Here is a 16,218-nt window from a genome sequence, read left to right as displayed (position 1 = left end):
ATGACGACGACCACCCCCACCGATCTCGATGCCGAAGCGCTCGGCCTCCTGCGGGCGCTGACCGGGCGCGACGACGCCGTGTTCCACGACGGGCAGCTCGAGGCGATCCGCGCGCTCGTCGACGACCGGCGCCGGGCGCTCGTCGTGCAGCGCACCGGCTGGGGCAAGTCGGCCGTCTACTTCATCGCCACGCTGCTCCTCCGACGACGCGGTGCGGGGCCCACCCTGCTCGTCAGCCCGCTCCTCGCCCTCATGCGCGACCAGGTCGCAGCGGCCGCCCGAGCCGGTGTGCGCGCCGCGGCGCTCAACTCCGCGAACGCCCACGAGTGGGCCGACGTGCAGCAGCAGATCTCCCGGGGCGAGGTCGACGTCCTGCTCGTCTCGCCCGAGCGGCTCAACAACCCGCGGTTCCGCGACGAGCAGCTGCCCGAGCTCGTCCGCACGATGGGCATGCTCGTCGTCGACGAGGCGCACTGCATCTCCGACTGGGGTCACGACTTCCGGCCCGACTACCGTCGTCTCGCCGACCTCATCCGTACGCTCCCGCACGAGATCCCCGTCCTCGCGACGACGGCGACCGCGAACGAGCGCGTGGTGGCCGACGTCGAGGAGCAGCTCGGTGCAGGCTCCCCCGTGCTCACGATCCGAGGCAGTCTCGCCCGCGCGTCGCTCCGCCTCGGCGTCCTGACCCTGCCGACCAGCCGCGAGCGCCTCGGCTGGCTGCTGTCCCACCTCGCCGACCTGCCCGGCAGCGGCATCATCTACACGCTGACCGTCTCCGCCGCCGACGACACGGCGAGGCTCCTCCGCGAGGCCGGCCACGAGGTCGCCGCCTACTCGGGCCGCACCGACCCCGACGAGCGCGAGCGCCTCGAGCAGCGCCTCAAGACGAACGACCTCAAGGCCCTCGTCGCGACGAGCGCCCTCGGCATGGGGTTCGACAAGCCCGACCTGGGGTTCGTCGTGCACCTCGGTGCGCCCTCGTCGCCGGTGGCGTACTACCAGCAGATCGGCCGCGCCGGCCGTGCGACCGACAACGCCGACGTCCTGCTCCTGCCCGGTCGCGAAGACGCCGAGATCTGGCAGTACTTCGCCACCGCGTCGATGCCGTCCGAGAAGCGGGCCGACGCCGTCCTCGCCGAGCTGAACGACACCCCGTTCTCAACACCAGCCCTCGAGGCCCGCGTCGACCTGAAGCGCACCCCGCTCGAGCTGATGCTCAAGGTGCTCGACGTCGACGGCGCCGTCCAGCGCGTCCAGGGCGGCTGGGTGTCGACGGGCAAGGCGTGGGAGTACGACCGCGAGCGCTACGAGCGGATCGCAATGGCGCGGGTCGCCGAGCAAGACGCCATGCTCCGCTACGAGTCGTCGGCCACCTGCCGGATGCAGCTCCTCCAGGCCGAGCTCGACGATCCTGCCGCGGCTCCCTGCGGGCGGTGCGACGTCTGCGCCGGCGCCTGGTACCCCTCCGAGGTGCGGGCCGAGGCCTCGGGCCTCGCGACCGCCGCACTCGACCGCGTCGGCGTCGAGCTGGAGCCCCGGGCGCAGTGGCCCACCGGCGCCGACCGGGTCGGGCTGTCGCTCAAGGGCAAGATCCCGGCCGACCAGCGCGTCGAGTCCGGCCGCGCCCTGGCCCGGCTCACCGATCTCGGCTGGGGCACCGCCCTCCGCGAGGTCTTCGCCGCTGGCGCCCCCGACGTCCCGCTGTCGAAGGGTCTCCTCGACGGCTGCGTGCGGGTCCTCAAGGAGTGGCCGTGGGCCGAGCGTCCCACCGCGGTCGTCGCGATGCCGTCGGCCTCCCGGCCCCGGCTCGTCGCGTCGCTGGCCGAGGCGCTGAGCACCGTGGGCCGGCTCGAGCTGCTGCCGCCGCTGACCCGGGCCCGACGAGGCGCGGGCGACGACGAGGCCGTGGCTCCGGGCGCTCCGCGCACCACCGCGAACTCCGTCTACCGCCTCGCCGCGGTCGCCGACGCGTTCGACGTCGGTCCCGAGCTCGCCGCCGCGCTGGCGCAGCAGCGCGGCCCGGTCCTGCTCGTCGACGACTTCGTCGACAGCCGTTGGAGTGTCACCGCGGCCGGACGAGCCCTCCGTCGGGCCGGCGCCGACGCCGTCCTGCCCTTCGCCCTGGCCCTGGTCGGCTAGCCCTCCGCGAGGTGCCCGGGCGCGTTCAACGCAGGGCGTCCCGTGTCACGCACCGCGTCCCGCCACGGCTCGACGCGGTGCCCGCCGCGGGACGCGCTGCGAGCAGGGCACGCGACGCGCCCGCACGACCGATCAAAGCTGCACAGCCCGCAACATCCCGCCGAACCGTGACGGCTGCCGCAGAGCGCGCGCAGGATGGCCCGAACCAACCGATCCACCGACACCACCGGAGGCTCCCATGGCATCGACGACCGCACCCGCGCCCAGCCCCGAGAGCGGCGCACCGGCTGAGCAGGGCGAGCTGAAGAGGGCCATCGGGCCGAAGCTGCTCCTGCTGTTCATCATCGGCGACATCCTCGGGACCGGCGTCTACGCCCTCACCGGGCAGGTCGCCGCCGAGGTCGGCGGGGCCGCGTGGCTGCCGTTCCTGATCGCCTTCGGCGTGGCCCTCGTGACCGCCTTCTCCTACCTCGAGCTCGTGACGAAGTACCCGCAGACCGCGGGCGCCGCCCTCTACGTCCACAAGGCGTTCGGCATCCACTTCGTGACGTTCCTGGTGACCTTCATCGTGATGTGCTCCGGGATCACCTCCGCCTCGACCGCCGCCCGCGCTTTCGCCGCCAACCTCGCCGCGGGCATCGACGTCGAGCTCGGCAACGCGACGATCATGCTCATCGCGATGGGCTTCCTGCTGCTCGTGATGGCCGTCAACTTCCGAGGGGTGAGCGAGAGCGTCAAGGCCAACGTCGTGCTGACGCTCGTCGAGCTCTCCGGCCTCGTGATGGTGATCCTGATCGGCTTCTGGGCGATCGCGGGCGGCAACGCCGACTTCTCGCGCGTCGTCGTGTTCGAGACTCCGGGCGACAAGGCGCTGCTGCTCAGCATCTCGACCGCGACCAGCCTGGCCTTCTTCGCCATGGTCGGCTTCGAGGACAGCGTCAACATGGCCGAGGAGACCAAAGACCCGTCCCGGATCTTCCCCCGCGTCATGCTCACCGGCCTCGGGATCACCGCCGTCATCTACGTCCTGGTCTCCCTCTGCGCGGTCGCGGTGGTGCCGATCGGTCGGCTCGCCGACAACGAGACGCCGCTGGTCACCGTGGTCGAGACCGCGGCACCCGGGTTCCCGATCGGCTCGCTGCTCCCGTTCATCTCGATGTTCGCGGTCGCCAACTCGGCGCTCATCAACATGATGATGGCGAGCCGCCTCCTCTACGGCATGAGCAAGCAGGGCGTGCTACCCGGCTTCCTGTCGAAGGTGCACGCCCGCAACCGCACGCCGTGGGCCTCGATCCTGTTCACGACCGGGCTCAGCCTCCTGCTCATCGGCTACGTGTCGCTGTCGCCCGAGTCGCCCATCGTCGCCGTCCTCGGCGGCACCACGTCGCTCCTGCTGCTCGCGGTCTTCGCCGTCGTGAACCTCGTCGTCCTGCGCCTGCGGCCCGACCGCGTCGAGCACAGGCACTTCCGGGCCGGCCGCGTCCTGCCGGTCGTCGGGATCGTCGCCTGCCTCTGGCTCGTCCTCCCGTGGTCGTCCGGGCGCGGCATCGAGCAGTACGGCATCGCCGGCGCTCTCCTCGCGATCGGCGTCGTCCTGTGGGCGGTCACCTTCGTCGTGCGTCGTTCGTCCGGGCACGGCTCCCCAGCCGAGGAGGTCCCCGCCGAGCTCGATCACGGCCGCTGAGTGCCGGGCGTGAGCCTCAGGCGGCCACGTCGACTCGGCGCGCGAGCCGGAACGACGACCGCAGGTAGAGGACCCCGACCACGACGGAGATGATCAGACTGACGACCTGGTGCGGGACGCTGTCGGTCCCGGCCACCGCGGTGCTGAACGGCGACGGAGCGACGATGTTCGAGTAGATCAGACCCCAGACGCCGAAGGCAGCGCCGACGACGATCAGTCCGCCGAGCAGGAATCCGGCCGTCGGCCGACCGGTCATCCGCCAGAGGGCTCGAGGGGCCGCGATGTCCTCCTCCGGCACCCGGAAGACCCGCACGGCCCAGAACGTCATCGCCAGGGACACGAAGGAGCCGAGCCAGTCGGCGAATCCGCCCGCGCCCACCTGCTCCAGCAGCCCGCGGACGATCCCGAAGCCGATCAGCCAGGCCGCGATGAACAGGACCTTGTACCGCCTCCGGACGATGCGCATGGCGCCAGCCTAGGGCTCCTCTGCCCGCACCCTGCTACTCCGACGCGTCGCCGTCGCGATCCTGCGCCGGTTCCTGATCCTGGGCCTGCGCCTGCTCCTGCTCCCGCGACCCGCGCCGCCCCCACGGCGGCCACGACACCCGCGGCAGCCGCTCCCGCAGCGACGCCGCCGCCCGCACCCAGATCGGCCGCTCCTCGAGGGCCTGCCGGCGGAGCTCCTCCTGCCGTTCGGCCTCGAGCCGCGCGAGGCGCTCCAGCCGCTCCCGCTCCGCGACGGGGTCGGCCAGCACTCCCTCGTCGCTCATCCGCAGCGAGATGAACGACGACGTCAGCAGCAGCACCTGGCAGATGAGGTTCAGGAAGATCAGGAGTCCGACGATCACGGCGAACGAAGCCAGGAGCGGGTTGTTCGTCGTGTGTCCGAGGAGGAGCCCGCCGATCGCCTTCAGCACACCGAGGGCGGCGGCGCCGATCAGGCAGCCGATCACGAGGAGCCTCCTCGGGATGAACAGCCCCGAGAGCACCTTGAACAGGCCCATCATCACCAGCGTGTCGAAGGCGAAGACGACCAGGAGCCCGACGGCCCGCAGCAGGATCACCGACGCGATCGCCGACGAGTCGATGCCGACCAGCCCGAGGACGAACCGCACCGACGACGTGCTGATGAGGCTCAGGATGCTCGAGAGCAGCACGGCCACGCCGAACAGCAGCCCGAGGAGGAGGTCCTTGGCCTTCCGCAGGTAGAAGTTCTCCGCCACAGGCGCCACGTCGAAGATGGTCCGGACCGCGCCGCGCGCCGACCCCAGGAACCCGATCGCCGTGAACACCAGCACCGCGATCGATACGGCGCCGGTGAACCCGAAGATCCCGGCGTGGAGCAGCTTCGTGGCGTCGATGGCGCCGGTGGAGTCGGCGTCGGTCCGGATGAGCCCCGGCACCGACGCGTTGATCACGCCGAAGAGCGACTCCCGGAGGGGCGGGCTGCCGGCCAGGGCGATCCCCGCGATCGAGAACGCCGACCACAGGGCGGCGAACAGCGCGAAGAGCGCCTGGTAGGCGAGGCCGGCCGAGAGCACGTAGCCGTTCTTGCCGCCGAACCCGAGGAACACCCGCACGATGAACAGCCCGAAGAACCAGCCGAAGAAGCGGTCCAGCGGGTTTCCTGCCATGCGTCGACCGTACCCTCAGCCTCTGCCCGTCGACGACCAGGCGGCCCGGCCCTCCGGAATGCGAGAGCGCAGGATCACGCCGCCCCGTGCGCCGCCCGACTCCGCCGCGACAGCGAGTCGATGATCACGGCGAGCAGCAGCACCGCGCCGGTGATCATGTAGCGGATCGACGAGTCGAGGCTCAAGAGCGTCAGCCCGTTCGAGATCGACTGGATGACGACGATGCCGAGGAGCGCCGACCACGCGCTGCCGCGTCCGCCGAAGAGGCTCGTCCCGCCGATGACCGCGGCCGCGATCGCGTTCAGGTTGGTGTCGCCCGCGCCCGACGAGAGGCTCGCCGAGTTCAGTCGCGCCGCGGCGAGGAGGCCGCCGACGGTCGCGAAGACCGAGGTCAGCATGAATACCGAGATGTAGATGCGGTTGACCCGGATGCCCGAGCGTCGGGCCGCCTCGACGTTGCCGCCGACGGCGAAGACCGAGCGGCCCCAGCGGGTGCGCTTCAGGACGAAGTTCATCAGCACCACGAGGGCGATGAAGAAGACGAACGAGGTGCCGGTCCCGAAGTCCTGTGACAGGTACCAGACGATGATCGAGAGACCGACGAGCATGGCGGCGGCCTTGATGATCGTCAGCGACAGCGGTCCGGTCGACAGGCCCGCGCGGCGACGGCGCGAGGCGCGACGCAGGTCGGAGAAGAGGAGCCCTCCGGCGGCGACGGCTGCGAGCACGTAGGCGAGCCACGGCGGCAGGTACGACGCCGAGGCGAACTGCACGATCGGCGACGTGTAGGGCAGGTTGATCGAGCCGTTCGGGCCGAGGATCAGGAGCTGCAGGCCGAGGAACCCGAGGAGTCCGGCGAGCGTGATCACGAAGCTCGGCACGCCGAAGCGGGTGAACAGCAGCCCGTAGAGGAGGCCGACGGCCCCGCCGACGAGGAGCGAGACGACGATCACGAGCCACAGCGGCCAGGCGAGCGTGGTGAGCCCCTGGCCGAGGATCGCCGCGGCGAGGCCGCTGACGCTTCCGACCGACAGGTCGATCTCGCCGAGGAGGAGCACCAGGACGATGCCGATGGCGATCGTGCCGACGGCCGCGCACTGGAGCGCGAGGTTCACGAGGTTCCCGGGCGACAGGAAGTCCGGCGACAGGATCTGGAACACCGCCCAGATCACCACGAGCCCGACGATGACGGGGAGCGACCCGATGTCGCCTCCGCGGACACGGCGGACGAACGCGCGGCTCGCTCCGCCGAGGCCCTGGTCGCGGAGCAGGCGCTCGTCCTGCAGGTCCGCGGCCGACGGGGTGGGCGTCGCGGCGGTGAGGGTCTCGTCGACGTTGCTCATAGGGTGGCCTCCTGGTCGGTGCGCGCGGCCGCGCGGCGGGTCACGGCGTTCTCGGTGGCTCCGGTGATGGAGGCGATGATCTCTTCGTAGGTGACGTCCTGGATCCTGAACGTGCCGTTGTTCCTGCCGAGGCGCAGGACCGCGACGCGGTCGGCGACCGCCTGGACGTCGGCCAGGTTGTGGCTGATCAGGATGACGCCGTGGCCGCGTTCGCGGAGGCGCTCCACGAGGTTCAGCACCTCGGCGGTCTGCGCGACGCCGAGCGCGGCGGTCGGCTCGTCCAGGATGACGACCTGGGGCTCGCCGATCAGCGACCTCGCGATGGCGACGGTCTGGCGCTGTCCGCCGGAGAGCGACGCGATCGGGATCCTGACCGAGGGGATGCGGGCGGCGAGCTGCTGGAGGAGCTCCCACGAGCGGCGCTCCATCTCCTCCTCGTCGAGCACGCCGTGCGTGATCTCGCGGCCGAGGAAGAGGTTCGCGACGACGTCGAGGTTGTCGGCGAGGGCGAGATCCTGGAACACCGTGGCGATGCCGAGGGCCTGGGCGGCCGCCGGGTTCGGCACGGTGACGCTCTCGCCGTTGAAGGTGATGGTGCCCTGGTCGGGCGTGTAGACGCCGGCCAGGATCTTGACGAAGGTCGACTTGCCGGCGCCGTTGTCGCCGACGATCGCGACGATCTCGCCGGGGAACACGTCGAAGTCGATGTCGGTGAGCGCCTGGACGGCGCCGAACCGCTTGCTGATCCCTCGGAGGGACATCACGGGCGCCGGGGCGCCGTGCTCATTCGTGGGTGCTGTCGTCACGTGACGATCCTCGTTCTCAGAAGAGGACCGCCCGGCCCCGGGTGGGGCCGAGCGGTCCGGAGGCGATTACTTGATGCCGTTGGTGCTGCAGGCGTCCGCGTACTGCGTGGTGCAGACCTGCGAGGCGGTGTAGAGGCCGTCCTTGATCACCGTGTCGTTGATGTTCTTCGTGGTCACGGCGACCGGGTCGAGGAGCACCGACTGGATGCTCGCGCCGCCCGCGGTCTTCACGGTCGTGTCGGCGGAGGGCTTCTTGCCCTGGGCCAGCTCGATCGCCAGGTCGGCGGCCTTCTCGGCCTCCGGCTTGAAGGCCTTGTAGACCGTCATGTACTGCTCGCCGGCGAGGATCCGCTGGATCCCGGCGAGGGACGCGTCCTGTCCGGTGACCGGGGGCAGGCTCTTGACGCCGGCCGACTTCAGGGCCGCGATGACGCCGCCGCCGGTGTCGTCGTTCGCCGCGTAGACGCCGGTGATCTTGTCGGCGCCGAGCTTCGAGATCTGGCCCGCGGCCCAGTCCTGAGCCTTGGCCGGGTCCCAGCCGGGTGTGTCGTACTCGGCCAGCACCTTGTAGCCGCTGGCGTCGATGACCTTGTGCGCGCCCGCCTTGAACTGCGAGGCGTTGTTGTCGGTCGGCGAGCCGTTGACCATGATGATCCCGGAGCCGGCGGCGACGTTCTTCGCCTTCAGCGCGTCGACGAGGGCCTGGCCCTGGAGCTCGCCCACCTTCTCGTTGTCGAACGAGATGTAGTAGCTGAGGTCGGGGCTGTTGATCAGGCGGTCGTACGAGATGACCGGCACGTTCTTCTGCTTGGCCTGCTGGACGATCGATGCGGCAGCCTCGCCGTCGAACGGGTCGAGAACGAGCACCTTGACGCCCTGGGTGAGCATCGACTGCGCCTGCTGGAGCTGCTTCGAGGCGTCGCCGTCGGCGTTCGCGTAGACGACGGAGCAGCCGCTGCACTGCTTCTTGATGGCGGCGGTGAAGAGCGGGCGGTCGGCGCTGGCGTAGCGGGCCGTGACCGAGTCGGGGAGGAGGAGGCCGATCTTGGCGCTCTTGGCCGACGAGGCGTTGTCGCCTCCGCCCGAGGAGCCGGCTCCGGCTCCGTTCGAGCAACCCGTCAGGGTCGCGACGGAGAGCAGCAGTGCCGCGGCACCGACGATCGCTCTCTTGGTGGCTGTCTTCATCGAAAGTCCTCCAGCTGTGTGACCACCCTCGTTGGCGGTGTCCCGAGCATGCACGACCGGCTGCCTTGACGTCAAGCCTTGAAGTCAAGACGTTATCTACTCGGCACTCTCTCAGGTCGTCTGGCGCAGATCGACAGATTCGATGGCCAGCGAGACGGCCCCGGTGACGGCTGCTTTCGCGCCGAGCTGGCCCTGCACGACCTCCGGCGTTCCGTCCGGTTCGACGAGCAGCCGCGACTCGAGCGCCCTCCGGAGCGGCCCCAGCAGCAGCTCGCCGGCTCGCGCGAACTCGCCGGTCACGACGATCCGCTCCGGGTCGAGGACGTTGCAGAGCCCCGCCGCAGCGGTGCCGATGGTGTGGCCGGCGTCGCCGATGGCGCGGACGCAGGCGGCGTCGCCCGACATGGCACGCAGGATCAGGTCGACGAGCTTGAGCGGCCCGACGGCTTCGCGGATCGACTCCAGCACCGCCGGCGCCCCTGCGACCGCCTCGAGGCAGCCCCGGTTCCCGCACCGGCAGGTCGGTCCCGCGCTCATGATCGGGACGTGCCCGAACTCTCCCGCGACGCCGTGGAACCCGCGGAAGAGGCGCCCGTCGAGCACGAGACCCGCACCGATCCCGTCACCCGCGTCGATCGTGATGGACGTGGCCCTGCCCCGTGCGGCACCGGCGCGGTACTCGGCGAGCGCGGCGAGGTTGGCGGAGTTGTCGACCGTCACCGGCCTCCGGATGCGCTTCTCGAGCGACTCCGCGATCGCGATGCCGTCCCAGCCGCGCAGGATCCCCGCCCGCGCCGTCATCCCGGTCGCCCGGTTGATGGGCGCCGCGACGGCCAGTCCGACCGCGAGCACCTCGTCGAGCCCGGAGTCGATCGACTCCACCAGGTCCATGATCAGGAGGGCGATCTTGTCCAGCTCGTTGTCGGCGCGGTGGTCGCGGGCGAGGGGCATGTGGCGCTCGACCAGCTCGACGCCGTTGAGGTCGGACAGGGCGACGTGCAGGTGGCGCGGCGAGACGTGGATGCCGACGACGACGCCGAGATCGTGCGGCAGGGTGACCCGCAGGGCCCGCCTGCCGCTGTAGGTGCTCGGGGTGGCGTGAAGGGCGCCGGTGGCCACGAGCTCCTTGACGATGTTCGACACGGTCGCGGCAGAGAGGCCCGTCGCGCCGGCCAGTTCGACCTGAGTGAGGCCGCCGTGCTTCTTGACGGCGTCGACGACCCGGCCGCGGTTGGCTTCACGCAGTGAAGCCTGGCTGCCTGGACTCCGTAGTCGCTCGCTCACGAGTCAGAGCCTAACTCCCCGCCGGCGCGGGGCCGCACGGCGGGTCAGTGGAAGGCCGGAGCGCGCCACGAGAGCCCGTCCGCGGAGCCCGTCAGGTCGAGCGCCCTGCGATCACTGCGAGACGTCGCGCGAGATGCGGTCGAGGAGCGCCTCGAGCGAGATCTCGAACTCCTCGTCGCTCCGGTCCTCGCTCAGGAGAGCGCGGAGGCGGCGCACCTCGGGGGCGCTGTCGAGCGACATGCTGCCGTCCCCCTCCGGGATCACAGCCCCGCCCTCGTCGAGGGGCTCTTCCGCCGGACCGGCTTCGGCGCCTCGGACGACCGACTGCAGCAGGAGCTGACCGAGCAGGAAGCTGCTGAAGGCCCGGTAGGCGTTCACGGCCAGAGTGTCGGAGAAGCCGCCCCGGGTCAGCGCGGTCAGGAACGTGTTCACCACCTCGACGCTCCGGAGCGGAGGGCGAAGCCAGGGAGCCGCAGGATGACGCGTCGCCACGAGCGGGAACGCCTTCGGGTGATCCGTCGCGATCTGCCGCACGGAGTGAGCCACGGTCTGCAGGAACACCTGCCAGTGCTCCCCCTCGGCCTCTTGGAGGTGCGAGGTCAGATCGCTCATCAGAGAGGCGACGACACCCTCGAGCAGGTCCTCCTTGCCGTGGACGTACCGGTAGAGCGACATCGCCTCGACCCCGAGCTCCTGAGCGAGAGACCGCATGGACAGACCCTGCGGACCCGACCGGTCGATCTGCTCCAAGGCCGTGCCGACGATGAGATCGCGGCTCAGCCGTGCCGGTGCAGGCCCGCCCCGCCTCGGTGAATCGTGCTCTGCCACAGGGCCTTCCTCCTGTCGGATGCGGTCCGGGGCTGACAGCGAGGGGCTGAAAACGCACTGGCGACCGACTCGGTAACGCTAGCAAGACTTACGCTGTAAGCTCCGACTCGGCTTACACCGTAAGCCGGCAGAAGAGCACTCTCGCGATCCGAGCGACCCGACTCAGAGCTCATCGCGGCGCAGGGACGACCCGGCGGCCCGGCATCACGGGCGCTGGATCGTCGTCATCCTGCGCGGTCTCTTCGAGCGCATCTCCTCATCGACCTCCGGCGTGAGACGCCGGTGGAAAGGAGCATCATCATGATCGACAGCAGCAGCAGCAACGACCTCGTCGGCGCCGACGTCTACGGCAGCGACGACTCCAAGATCGGCACGGTGGGTCAGGTCTACGTGGACGGCGAGACGCAGGCCCCCACCTGGGTCACGGTCCGCACGGGCCTCTTCGGCTCGTCGGAGTCGTTCGCACCTCTCACCGACGCGACCTTCGAGGGCGGCGCCCTCCGCGTCGCCCACGACAAGGCCGTCGTCAAGGACGCCCCGCGCATCGCCGACGACGGCGAGCTCAGCGTCGAGGAGGAGCAGTCGCTCTTCGCCTACTACGGGAACGGCGACGCCGTGACCGCTCCGCAGGAGTCGCCCCTGTACGACCAGGATGCGGACCGCGGCACGGATGCGCGCCGCTCGGAGGGCCACGACACGTCGGGTCCGACGACCGACGACGCCATGACGCGCTCCGAGGAGCGGCTGCACGTGGGCACCGAGCAGGTGGAGGCCGGCCGAGCCCGCCTCCGCAAGCACATCGTCACCGAGCAGGTCACCAGGACAGTCCCGGTCAGCCACGACGAGGTCACCCTCACCCGCGAGCCGATCACCGACGCGAACGCCGCCGACGCCCTTTCCGGCCCCGAGCTCAGCGAAGAGGAGCACGAGGTCGTCCTCACCGAGGAGCGCGTCGTCACCGCCAAGGAGACCGTCCCGGTCGAGCGCGTCAGCCTCGGCACCGAGGCCGTCACCGAGCAGCGGACGGTCGAGGCCGACGTGTCGCACGAGGAGATCGACCTCGACGACGCGTCCACCCGCACCGGCACCGCTCACGACGGCACCGCTCCCGACGGGGCCGTCGCCGACCGCGACTAGCCACTCCTCACCGGCTCCACCCCCACCAGAACCCCTCCCGCCCGAAAGGCTCCCCATGAACTTCCCCGCCGCTCTTCAGACCGGACTGGCCGCGGTCATCGCGTTCGTCCCGCTCGCGCTGCTCTTCCTGCTCATCCTCGTCGTCGGCCTCATCGTCGCGAAGCTCATCGAGAAGGGCCTCTCGCGCCTCCTCACCCGTGTCGGCTTCGATCGCGCTGTCGAGCGCGGCGGCATCAAGAAGGCTCTCGCGAACTCCAAGCTCGACGCGTCCGACATCGTGTCGAAGATTATCTATTACACGCTGGTGCTGTTCGTGCTCCAGTTCGCGTTCGGTGTCTTCGGTCCCAACCCGGTGAGCGACCTGCTCGGGGGCATCATCGGCTTCCTCCCGAAGATCATCGTCGCGATCATCATCATCGTGATCGCCGCCGCCGTCGCAGCCGCCGCCAAGGGGCTCATCCAGAACACCCTCGGTGGCCTGTCGTACGGCAAGATCCTCGGCAACATCGTCGCCGTCTTCATCCTGTTCATCGGCGCGACCGCCGCACTGAACCAGATCGACGTCGCCACCTCGGTCACGACCCCGATCCTCATCGCGGTCCTCGCCATCATCGCCGGTGTCATCATCGTCGGCGCCGGCGGCGGCCTCATCAAGCCGATGCAGGAGCGCTGGGAGGCGATCCTGACGAAGGCCGCCGACGAGGCGCCCCGCATCCAGGAGCACGCGAAGAACGCCCCCTCGGTCACCGAGCAGGCGAAGCAGGCCGCAGACGCGGCGAAGCGATCGACATCCTCGACGCCCGGCCGACGCTCCATCTGATCCACCGCCCCGCGCCGGCCCCGCTCTCTGCGAGCGGGGCCGGCCGCGTCGTCCTCCCGTCCCCTCACCTCACCTCACCTCGCCAGCTCACCTCGCCGCCCGGCGGAACATCCCTCCTGACCCTGAGAAGACCATGACTCCAGAACGCCTGCCCGAACAGCCTGCGCACACACAGCGCACCGACGCTGATGGCCGCGCAGAGCTCATCCGTCGCGAGGAGCGCCTCGTCCTCACGACCGAGGTCCACGCGACCGAGCGCATCCATGTCGAGCGCGTGGTCGTGACCGAGCAGCAGACGATCACCGTGGACGTGCGCCGCGAAGAGCTCAGGATCACGCGCGAGGCCATCCCCGCAGCAGCCTCGCTCGCGGTCGGCAGTCAGCCCGTCTCCCCCGAACCCGTCGTGATGATCCTGCACGAGGAGCGGGTCGAGGTCGTGACCTCGATCGTGCCCGTCGAGCGGATCACCCTGACCCGTCGTCGCGTCACCGAGGATGTCGTCATCACGGAGTCGCTCGGCCGCGAGGAGATCAGCAGGAGCTGAGCCGGGCCGCCGACGAGAGAACGGCCGCCCGAGGCGACCGTTCACGATGTGGTCGGGCTGACAGGATTTGAACCTGCGACCCCTTGACCCCCAGTCAAGTGCGCTACCAAGCTGCGCCACAGCCCGAGATCTGAGCAGCCAGGCTGCGACCGGCGAGCCGGCTGATCTTGGTGTCGCCCCGACCGAGGCAACCTGACCAGCATACCCGACTCCGAAGGCCGGGACGAACCAGCGAGAGACGATCTGCGACCGACCACGGCCGGGGTGCCCGCCGTAGGCTGACCTGGTGAAGCGTGTTCTGGCGACGGTGGTCGTGGCATCCTGCGCTCTGCTGCTGACGGGCTGCACGAGCGGGTATCCCGAGATCGCCGGAGTCTGGAAGGCCTCCGACGGCACCCCGAACAAGACGATCAGCGACGACGGCAACTGCACGAACCTGCTCTACCGCGGCACGACCTTCACTCCCATCGCCGCGCCGGGCATGTGCCACCTCGTCGGCAAGGCCACGACCGCGGGCGGCAAGCAGGCGTACACGCTCCAGGTCACGCAGGGCGGCTACTCGGCGAAGTACACCGCGGTCTTCTCCAACGGCGGCAAGACCATCGCGCTCAGCCGCGACGCGAAGCCGCTCGTCACGCTCACGGAGACCTCGAGCGTCGACTGACGCCCCGTTGCGAAGCGCACAGAGGAACGACACGGAGGAACTCCTCCGTGACTGCGCAGGATCACGCCCGACTCCTCTGTGCCTGCAGCCACAGCGCGAAACTCCTCTTCCCCTGCCGCCCGCTCCTCCCCCGCTGCAGCAGGGCGCCAACTCCCGCCGAGCACGCCCACCTCACCCGTGGTGCGCGCAGTGATCCCCCATCGGCTCCATCGGCAGGTCGAGCATCGGGTTGCCGTCGAAGAACCCGACCGGCTTGAGGTGGAACCCGGCGCGAGCGACGGGCATGACGGGCCAGTCCTCCGGCCGCACGATGTGGTGCACGCCGACGGTGTACCAGCAGACGAGGTCGGCGTCGACGAGCGGCCGGTCTCCCGCGATGAACTTCGACACGCCCTGGTCGTCGGGCTGCTGCGCGATGTACTCGCCGGCGGCGTAGCGCTCGCGCGGCGAGAACGCGGTCACCCAGAGCTGCTTCGTGGCGAAGCGGCCGCGCTCGAACTGTTGCGACCCAGGCATCGCGAAGAACGGTGCCGCAGCGCCGGGCTCGATCAGGTAGCCGGGGCGACCGCCCACGCCGTTGACCGTGTCCGACGAGGTGACGATCCACGACCGCGCGGTCGACGGCGAGGCGTCGCGCGCGGCCTGCGCCTCCGACTCGAGCCGTGTGCGCTGCACCTGCCAGGCGCTCCCCCACGGGTTGTCCGGCCCGGCCGGCAGGGCCGCCGAGTTCAGCTCGTCGATGCTGTTGCGCTGGCCGTCGACCTGCATGTCGAGTCGCACGCTGAAGAAGTGCTGGTGGTGCGGCCCGTACAGCTGCGGGGCGACCTGCGTGCCGAAGCCCGGCTCGCCGCCGGGGGCGACCGCGCCGGGCAGGAGCGCCCCGGTGGAGATGATGCCGGTCAGCTTGACCTCGAGCTCGATGGAGCCGTCGAGGTGGATGTTCCAGTAGAAGCCGTAGTCGTAGTTGCCGACGGTGACGAAGAACGAGATGACGAGTCGCCGGTTGCGGCGCACCTCGCCGCGGCCGTCGCGGTACTCGGTGTGCTTCCAGCCGATGCCCGCGTCTTCCTCGTGCACACAGATCCCGTTCGGGATCACGACCGGTGCGCCCTCCTGGTCGTTCACGACCGCGTCGAGGTACAGGATCTCGCCCACGCAGTCGCAGCCGAGCTCCAGCGAGTTCGCCAGCACCCCGAGCCCGTACTCGCCCTCGTCGAAGACGTTCTTGTTCCAGTGGGTGGCCGCAGGATCGCCGTAGGGCACGTACATCTCGGAGACGGAGCCGCGGTAGAGGATCGGCCGCAGGCGCTCGCCGTCCTGGTAGCGGACATCCTGCAGGATCACGCCCTCCCTCGGCGTGTACCCGACCTGGAGGCGCCACGGCCCCCACGACAGCGAGTGCCCGTCGAGCACGACGCTGGAGCCCTGCGGCTGCGAGATCTCGATCGGCTTCATCTGCTCGCGCGGACCGGTCTGTGGAGGGTACTGCGTCGGCAGCGACCAGAGCCCCTCCTCGAAGTTGCCGGTGGTCGGCGGCAGCGGGACGACGCCGTGATCGGTGACCTCGAGGACCTCCCAGGTGTCCATGTCGATGGTCACGATGAGGCCCTCGACGGGGTGGGCGTAGCCGTTGTCGTACTGGCCCATCCGCACGAAGGTCAGCAGCCTCGCAAGCCTCCGGTCGGGAGCGTCGCCCGGGCCGGTGTAGCCCGACGACCACTTGTCGATCATGGCGCTGTCGAAGTCGTCGACCCCGCGGAGGCGCATGGCCGCCTGCCAGCGCGGATCCTTCCGCACGAGGTCTTCCGAGAGGTCGAACTCCTCGACCGTGATGGGCGGCTGCACGCCCTCGATGTGCTCGAAGCTCACCACCCGGTCGCCGGAGAGAGACACGACGGCCTCGTACGTCTTGTGCTCGGACGTCTCGCGGATGAGCGCGAACCCCTGGCGGTCCCACTCGTCGCCGGGCTGCCAGGAGACGACGTCGGCCTTCGGCGGGTCGAACGTCTCGATGAAGACGAACCGCGACGTGCTGCCGAGCGACCGGTCGCGGCGCAGGATCGCGGAGACCTGCCCGATCTCGCTGGCGGACAGGGGCTCGAGGGGATGCGTCGGCATGTCACGACCGTAGTGGTGGCCGCTGACAT

At 70.2% G+C, this 16,218-nt stretch carries 14 protein-coding genes and 1 tRNA gene; 6 read left to right on the top strand and 9 right to left on the bottom strand.

Annotated elements, in window-relative coordinates; translation table 11 throughout:
- Both ABD733_RS00190 and ABD733_RS00185 read left to right on the top strand, forming a co-directional pair.
- Positions 1-2,142 carry a RecQ family ATP-dependent DNA helicase gene (locus ABD733_RS00190; RefSeq protein WP_344793024.1) on the top strand — a complete coding sequence of 714 codons (2,142 nt, stop codon included), beginning with the start codon at positions 1-3 and terminating at the stop codon, positions 2,140-2,142.
- A 238-nt stretch (positions 2,143-2,380) separates the two neighbouring features.
- Positions 2,381-3,826, top strand: coding sequence for an APC family permease (locus ABD733_RS00185; protein ID WP_344793023.1), 1,446 nt, complete (start codon positions 2,381-2,383; stop codon positions 3,824-3,826).
- A gap of 16 nt (positions 3,827-3,842) precedes the next feature.
- Here ABD733_RS00185 and ABD733_RS00180 read toward each other — a convergent pair whose 3' ends face one another.
- The 7 genes from ABD733_RS00180 to ABD733_RS00150 all read right to left on the bottom strand — a co-directional run bounded on the left by ABD733_RS00180 (position 3,843) and on the right by ABD733_RS00150 (position 10,906).
- Positions 3,843-4,292 (bottom strand): hypothetical protein, encoded by a 450-nt coding sequence (locus ABD733_RS00180; RefSeq protein WP_344793022.1) that lies wholly within the window; start codon positions 4,290-4,292, stop codon positions 3,843-3,845.
- A gap of 34 nt (positions 4,293-4,326) precedes the next feature.
- Entirely contained in the window at positions 4,327-5,460 is a 1,134-nt protein-coding gene (locus tag ABD733_RS00175) for a YihY/virulence factor BrkB family protein (RefSeq protein WP_344793021.1), read from the bottom strand.
- A gap of 74 nt (positions 5,461-5,534) precedes the next feature.
- Complete coding sequence (locus tag ABD733_RS00170) at positions 5,535-6,803, bottom strand: sugar ABC transporter permease (RefSeq protein WP_344793020.1); 1,269 nt, start codon at positions 6,801-6,803, stop codon at positions 5,535-5,537.
- Positions 6,800-7,564 carry an ATP-binding cassette domain-containing protein gene (locus ABD733_RS00165; protein ID WP_344795933.1) on the bottom strand — a complete coding sequence of 255 codons (765 nt, stop codon included), beginning with the start codon at positions 7,562-7,564 and terminating at the stop codon, positions 6,800-6,802. The genes ABD733_RS00170 and ABD733_RS00165 overlap by 4 nt, the downstream gene beginning before the upstream one ends.
- 111 nt (positions 7,565-7,675) lie before the next feature.
- Positions 7,676-8,794 (bottom strand): sugar ABC transporter substrate-binding protein, encoded by a 1,119-nt coding sequence (locus ABD733_RS00160; protein WP_344793019.1) that lies wholly within the window; start codon positions 8,792-8,794, stop codon positions 7,676-7,678.
- Between the two features lie 111 nt (positions 8,795-8,905).
- Positions 8,906-10,078, bottom strand: coding sequence for an ROK family transcriptional regulator (locus ABD733_RS00155; protein WP_344793018.1), 1,173 nt, complete (start codon positions 10,076-10,078; stop codon positions 8,906-8,908).
- Positions 10,079-10,189: 111 nt separating this feature from the next.
- The gene (locus tag ABD733_RS00150; protein WP_344793016.1) at positions 10,190-10,906 is read right to left on the bottom strand and encodes a TetR/AcrR family transcriptional regulator C-terminal domain-containing protein; all 717 of its coding nucleotides are present in this window, start codon (positions 10,904-10,906) and stop codon (positions 10,190-10,192) included.
- 300 nt (positions 10,907-11,206) lie between these two features.
- On the opposite strand from ABD733_RS00150, the gene ABD733_RS00145 reads away from it, so the two are divergent.
- From ABD733_RS00145 to ABD733_RS00135, 3 genes are all read left to right on the top strand, one after another.
- Positions 11,207-12,043, top strand: coding sequence for a DUF2382 domain-containing protein (locus ABD733_RS00145; protein ID WP_344793015.1), 837 nt, complete (start codon positions 11,207-11,209; stop codon positions 12,041-12,043).
- A 55-nt stretch (positions 12,044-12,098) separates the two neighbouring features.
- Positions 12,099-12,863, top strand: coding sequence for a mechanosensitive ion channel family protein (locus ABD733_RS00140; RefSeq protein WP_344793014.1), 765 nt, complete (start codon positions 12,099-12,101; stop codon positions 12,861-12,863).
- A 133-nt stretch (positions 12,864-12,996) separates the two neighbouring features.
- The gene (locus ABD733_RS00135; RefSeq protein ID WP_344793013.1) at positions 12,997-13,407 is read left to right on the top strand and encodes a DUF2382 domain-containing protein; all 411 of its coding nucleotides are present in this window, start codon (positions 12,997-12,999) and stop codon (positions 13,405-13,407) included.
- Positions 13,408-13,456: 49 nt separating this feature from the next.
- Here the strand turns inward: ABD733_RS00135 and ABD733_RS00130 are convergent.
- Positions 13,457-13,533: transfer RNA gene (locus tag ABD733_RS00130), tRNA-Pro, on the bottom strand.
- 160 nt (positions 13,534-13,693) lie between these two features.
- Between ABD733_RS00130 and ABD733_RS00125 the strand changes: the two genes are divergently transcribed.
- Entirely contained in the window at positions 13,694-14,071 is a 378-nt protein-coding gene (locus tag ABD733_RS00125) for a hypothetical protein (RefSeq protein ID WP_344793012.1), read from the top strand.
- 171 nt (positions 14,072-14,242) lie between these two features.
- Here ABD733_RS00125 and ABD733_RS00120 read toward each other — a convergent pair whose 3' ends face one another.
- Complete coding sequence (locus ABD733_RS00120) at positions 14,243-16,189, bottom strand: primary-amine oxidase (protein WP_344793011.1); 1,947 nt, start codon at positions 16,187-16,189, stop codon at positions 14,243-14,245.
- Between the last annotated feature and the right edge of the window lie 29 nt (positions 16,190-16,218).

Source organism: Frondihabitans peucedani, from assembly GCF_039537585.1.
Classification (GTDB): Bacteria; Actinomycetota; Actinomycetes; order Actinomycetales; family Microbacteriaceae; genus Frondihabitans; species Frondihabitans peucedani.
Note: the sequence above shows the minus strand (reverse complement) of the source record. Positions and strands in the feature narration are given on the sequence as shown.

Coding starts and splice junctions, on each gene's coding strand:
- ABD733_RS00190 (WP_344793024.1), top strand. CDS start 1: ATGACGACGACCACCCCCACCGATCTCGATGCCGAAGCGCTCGGCCTC.
- ABD733_RS00185 (WP_344793023.1), top strand. CDS start 2,381: ATGGCATCGACGACCGCACCCGCGCCCAGCCCCGAGAGCGGCGCACCG.
- ABD733_RS00180 (WP_344793022.1), bottom strand. CDS start 4,292: ATGCGCATCGTCCGGAGGCGGTACAAGGTCCTGTTCATCGCGGCCTGG.
- ABD733_RS00175 (WP_344793021.1), bottom strand. CDS start 5,460: ATGGCAGGAAACCCGCTGGACCGCTTCTTCGGCTGGTTCTTCGGGCTG.
- ABD733_RS00170 (WP_344793020.1), bottom strand. CDS start 6,803: ATGAGCAACGTCGACGAGACCCTCACCGCCGCGACGCCCACCCCGTCG.
- ABD733_RS00165 (WP_344795933.1), bottom strand. CDS start 7,564: ATGTCCCTCCGAGGGATCAGCAAGCGGTTCGGCGCCGTCCAGGCGCTC.
- ABD733_RS00160 (WP_344793019.1), bottom strand. CDS start 8,794: ATGAAGACAGCCACCAAGAGAGCGATCGTCGGTGCCGCGGCACTGCTG.
- ABD733_RS00145 (WP_344793015.1), top strand. CDS start 11,207: ATGATCGACAGCAGCAGCAGCAACGACCTCGTCGGCGCCGACGTCTAC.
- ABD733_RS00140 (WP_344793014.1), top strand. CDS start 12,099: ATGAACTTCCCCGCCGCTCTTCAGACCGGACTGGCCGCGGTCATCGCG.
- ABD733_RS00135 (WP_344793013.1), top strand. CDS start 12,997: ATGACTCCAGAACGCCTGCCCGAACAGCCTGCGCACACACAGCGCACC.
- ABD733_RS00120 (WP_344793011.1), bottom strand. CDS start 16,189: ATGCCGACGCATCCCCTCGAGCCCCTGTCCGCCAGCGAGATCGGGCAG.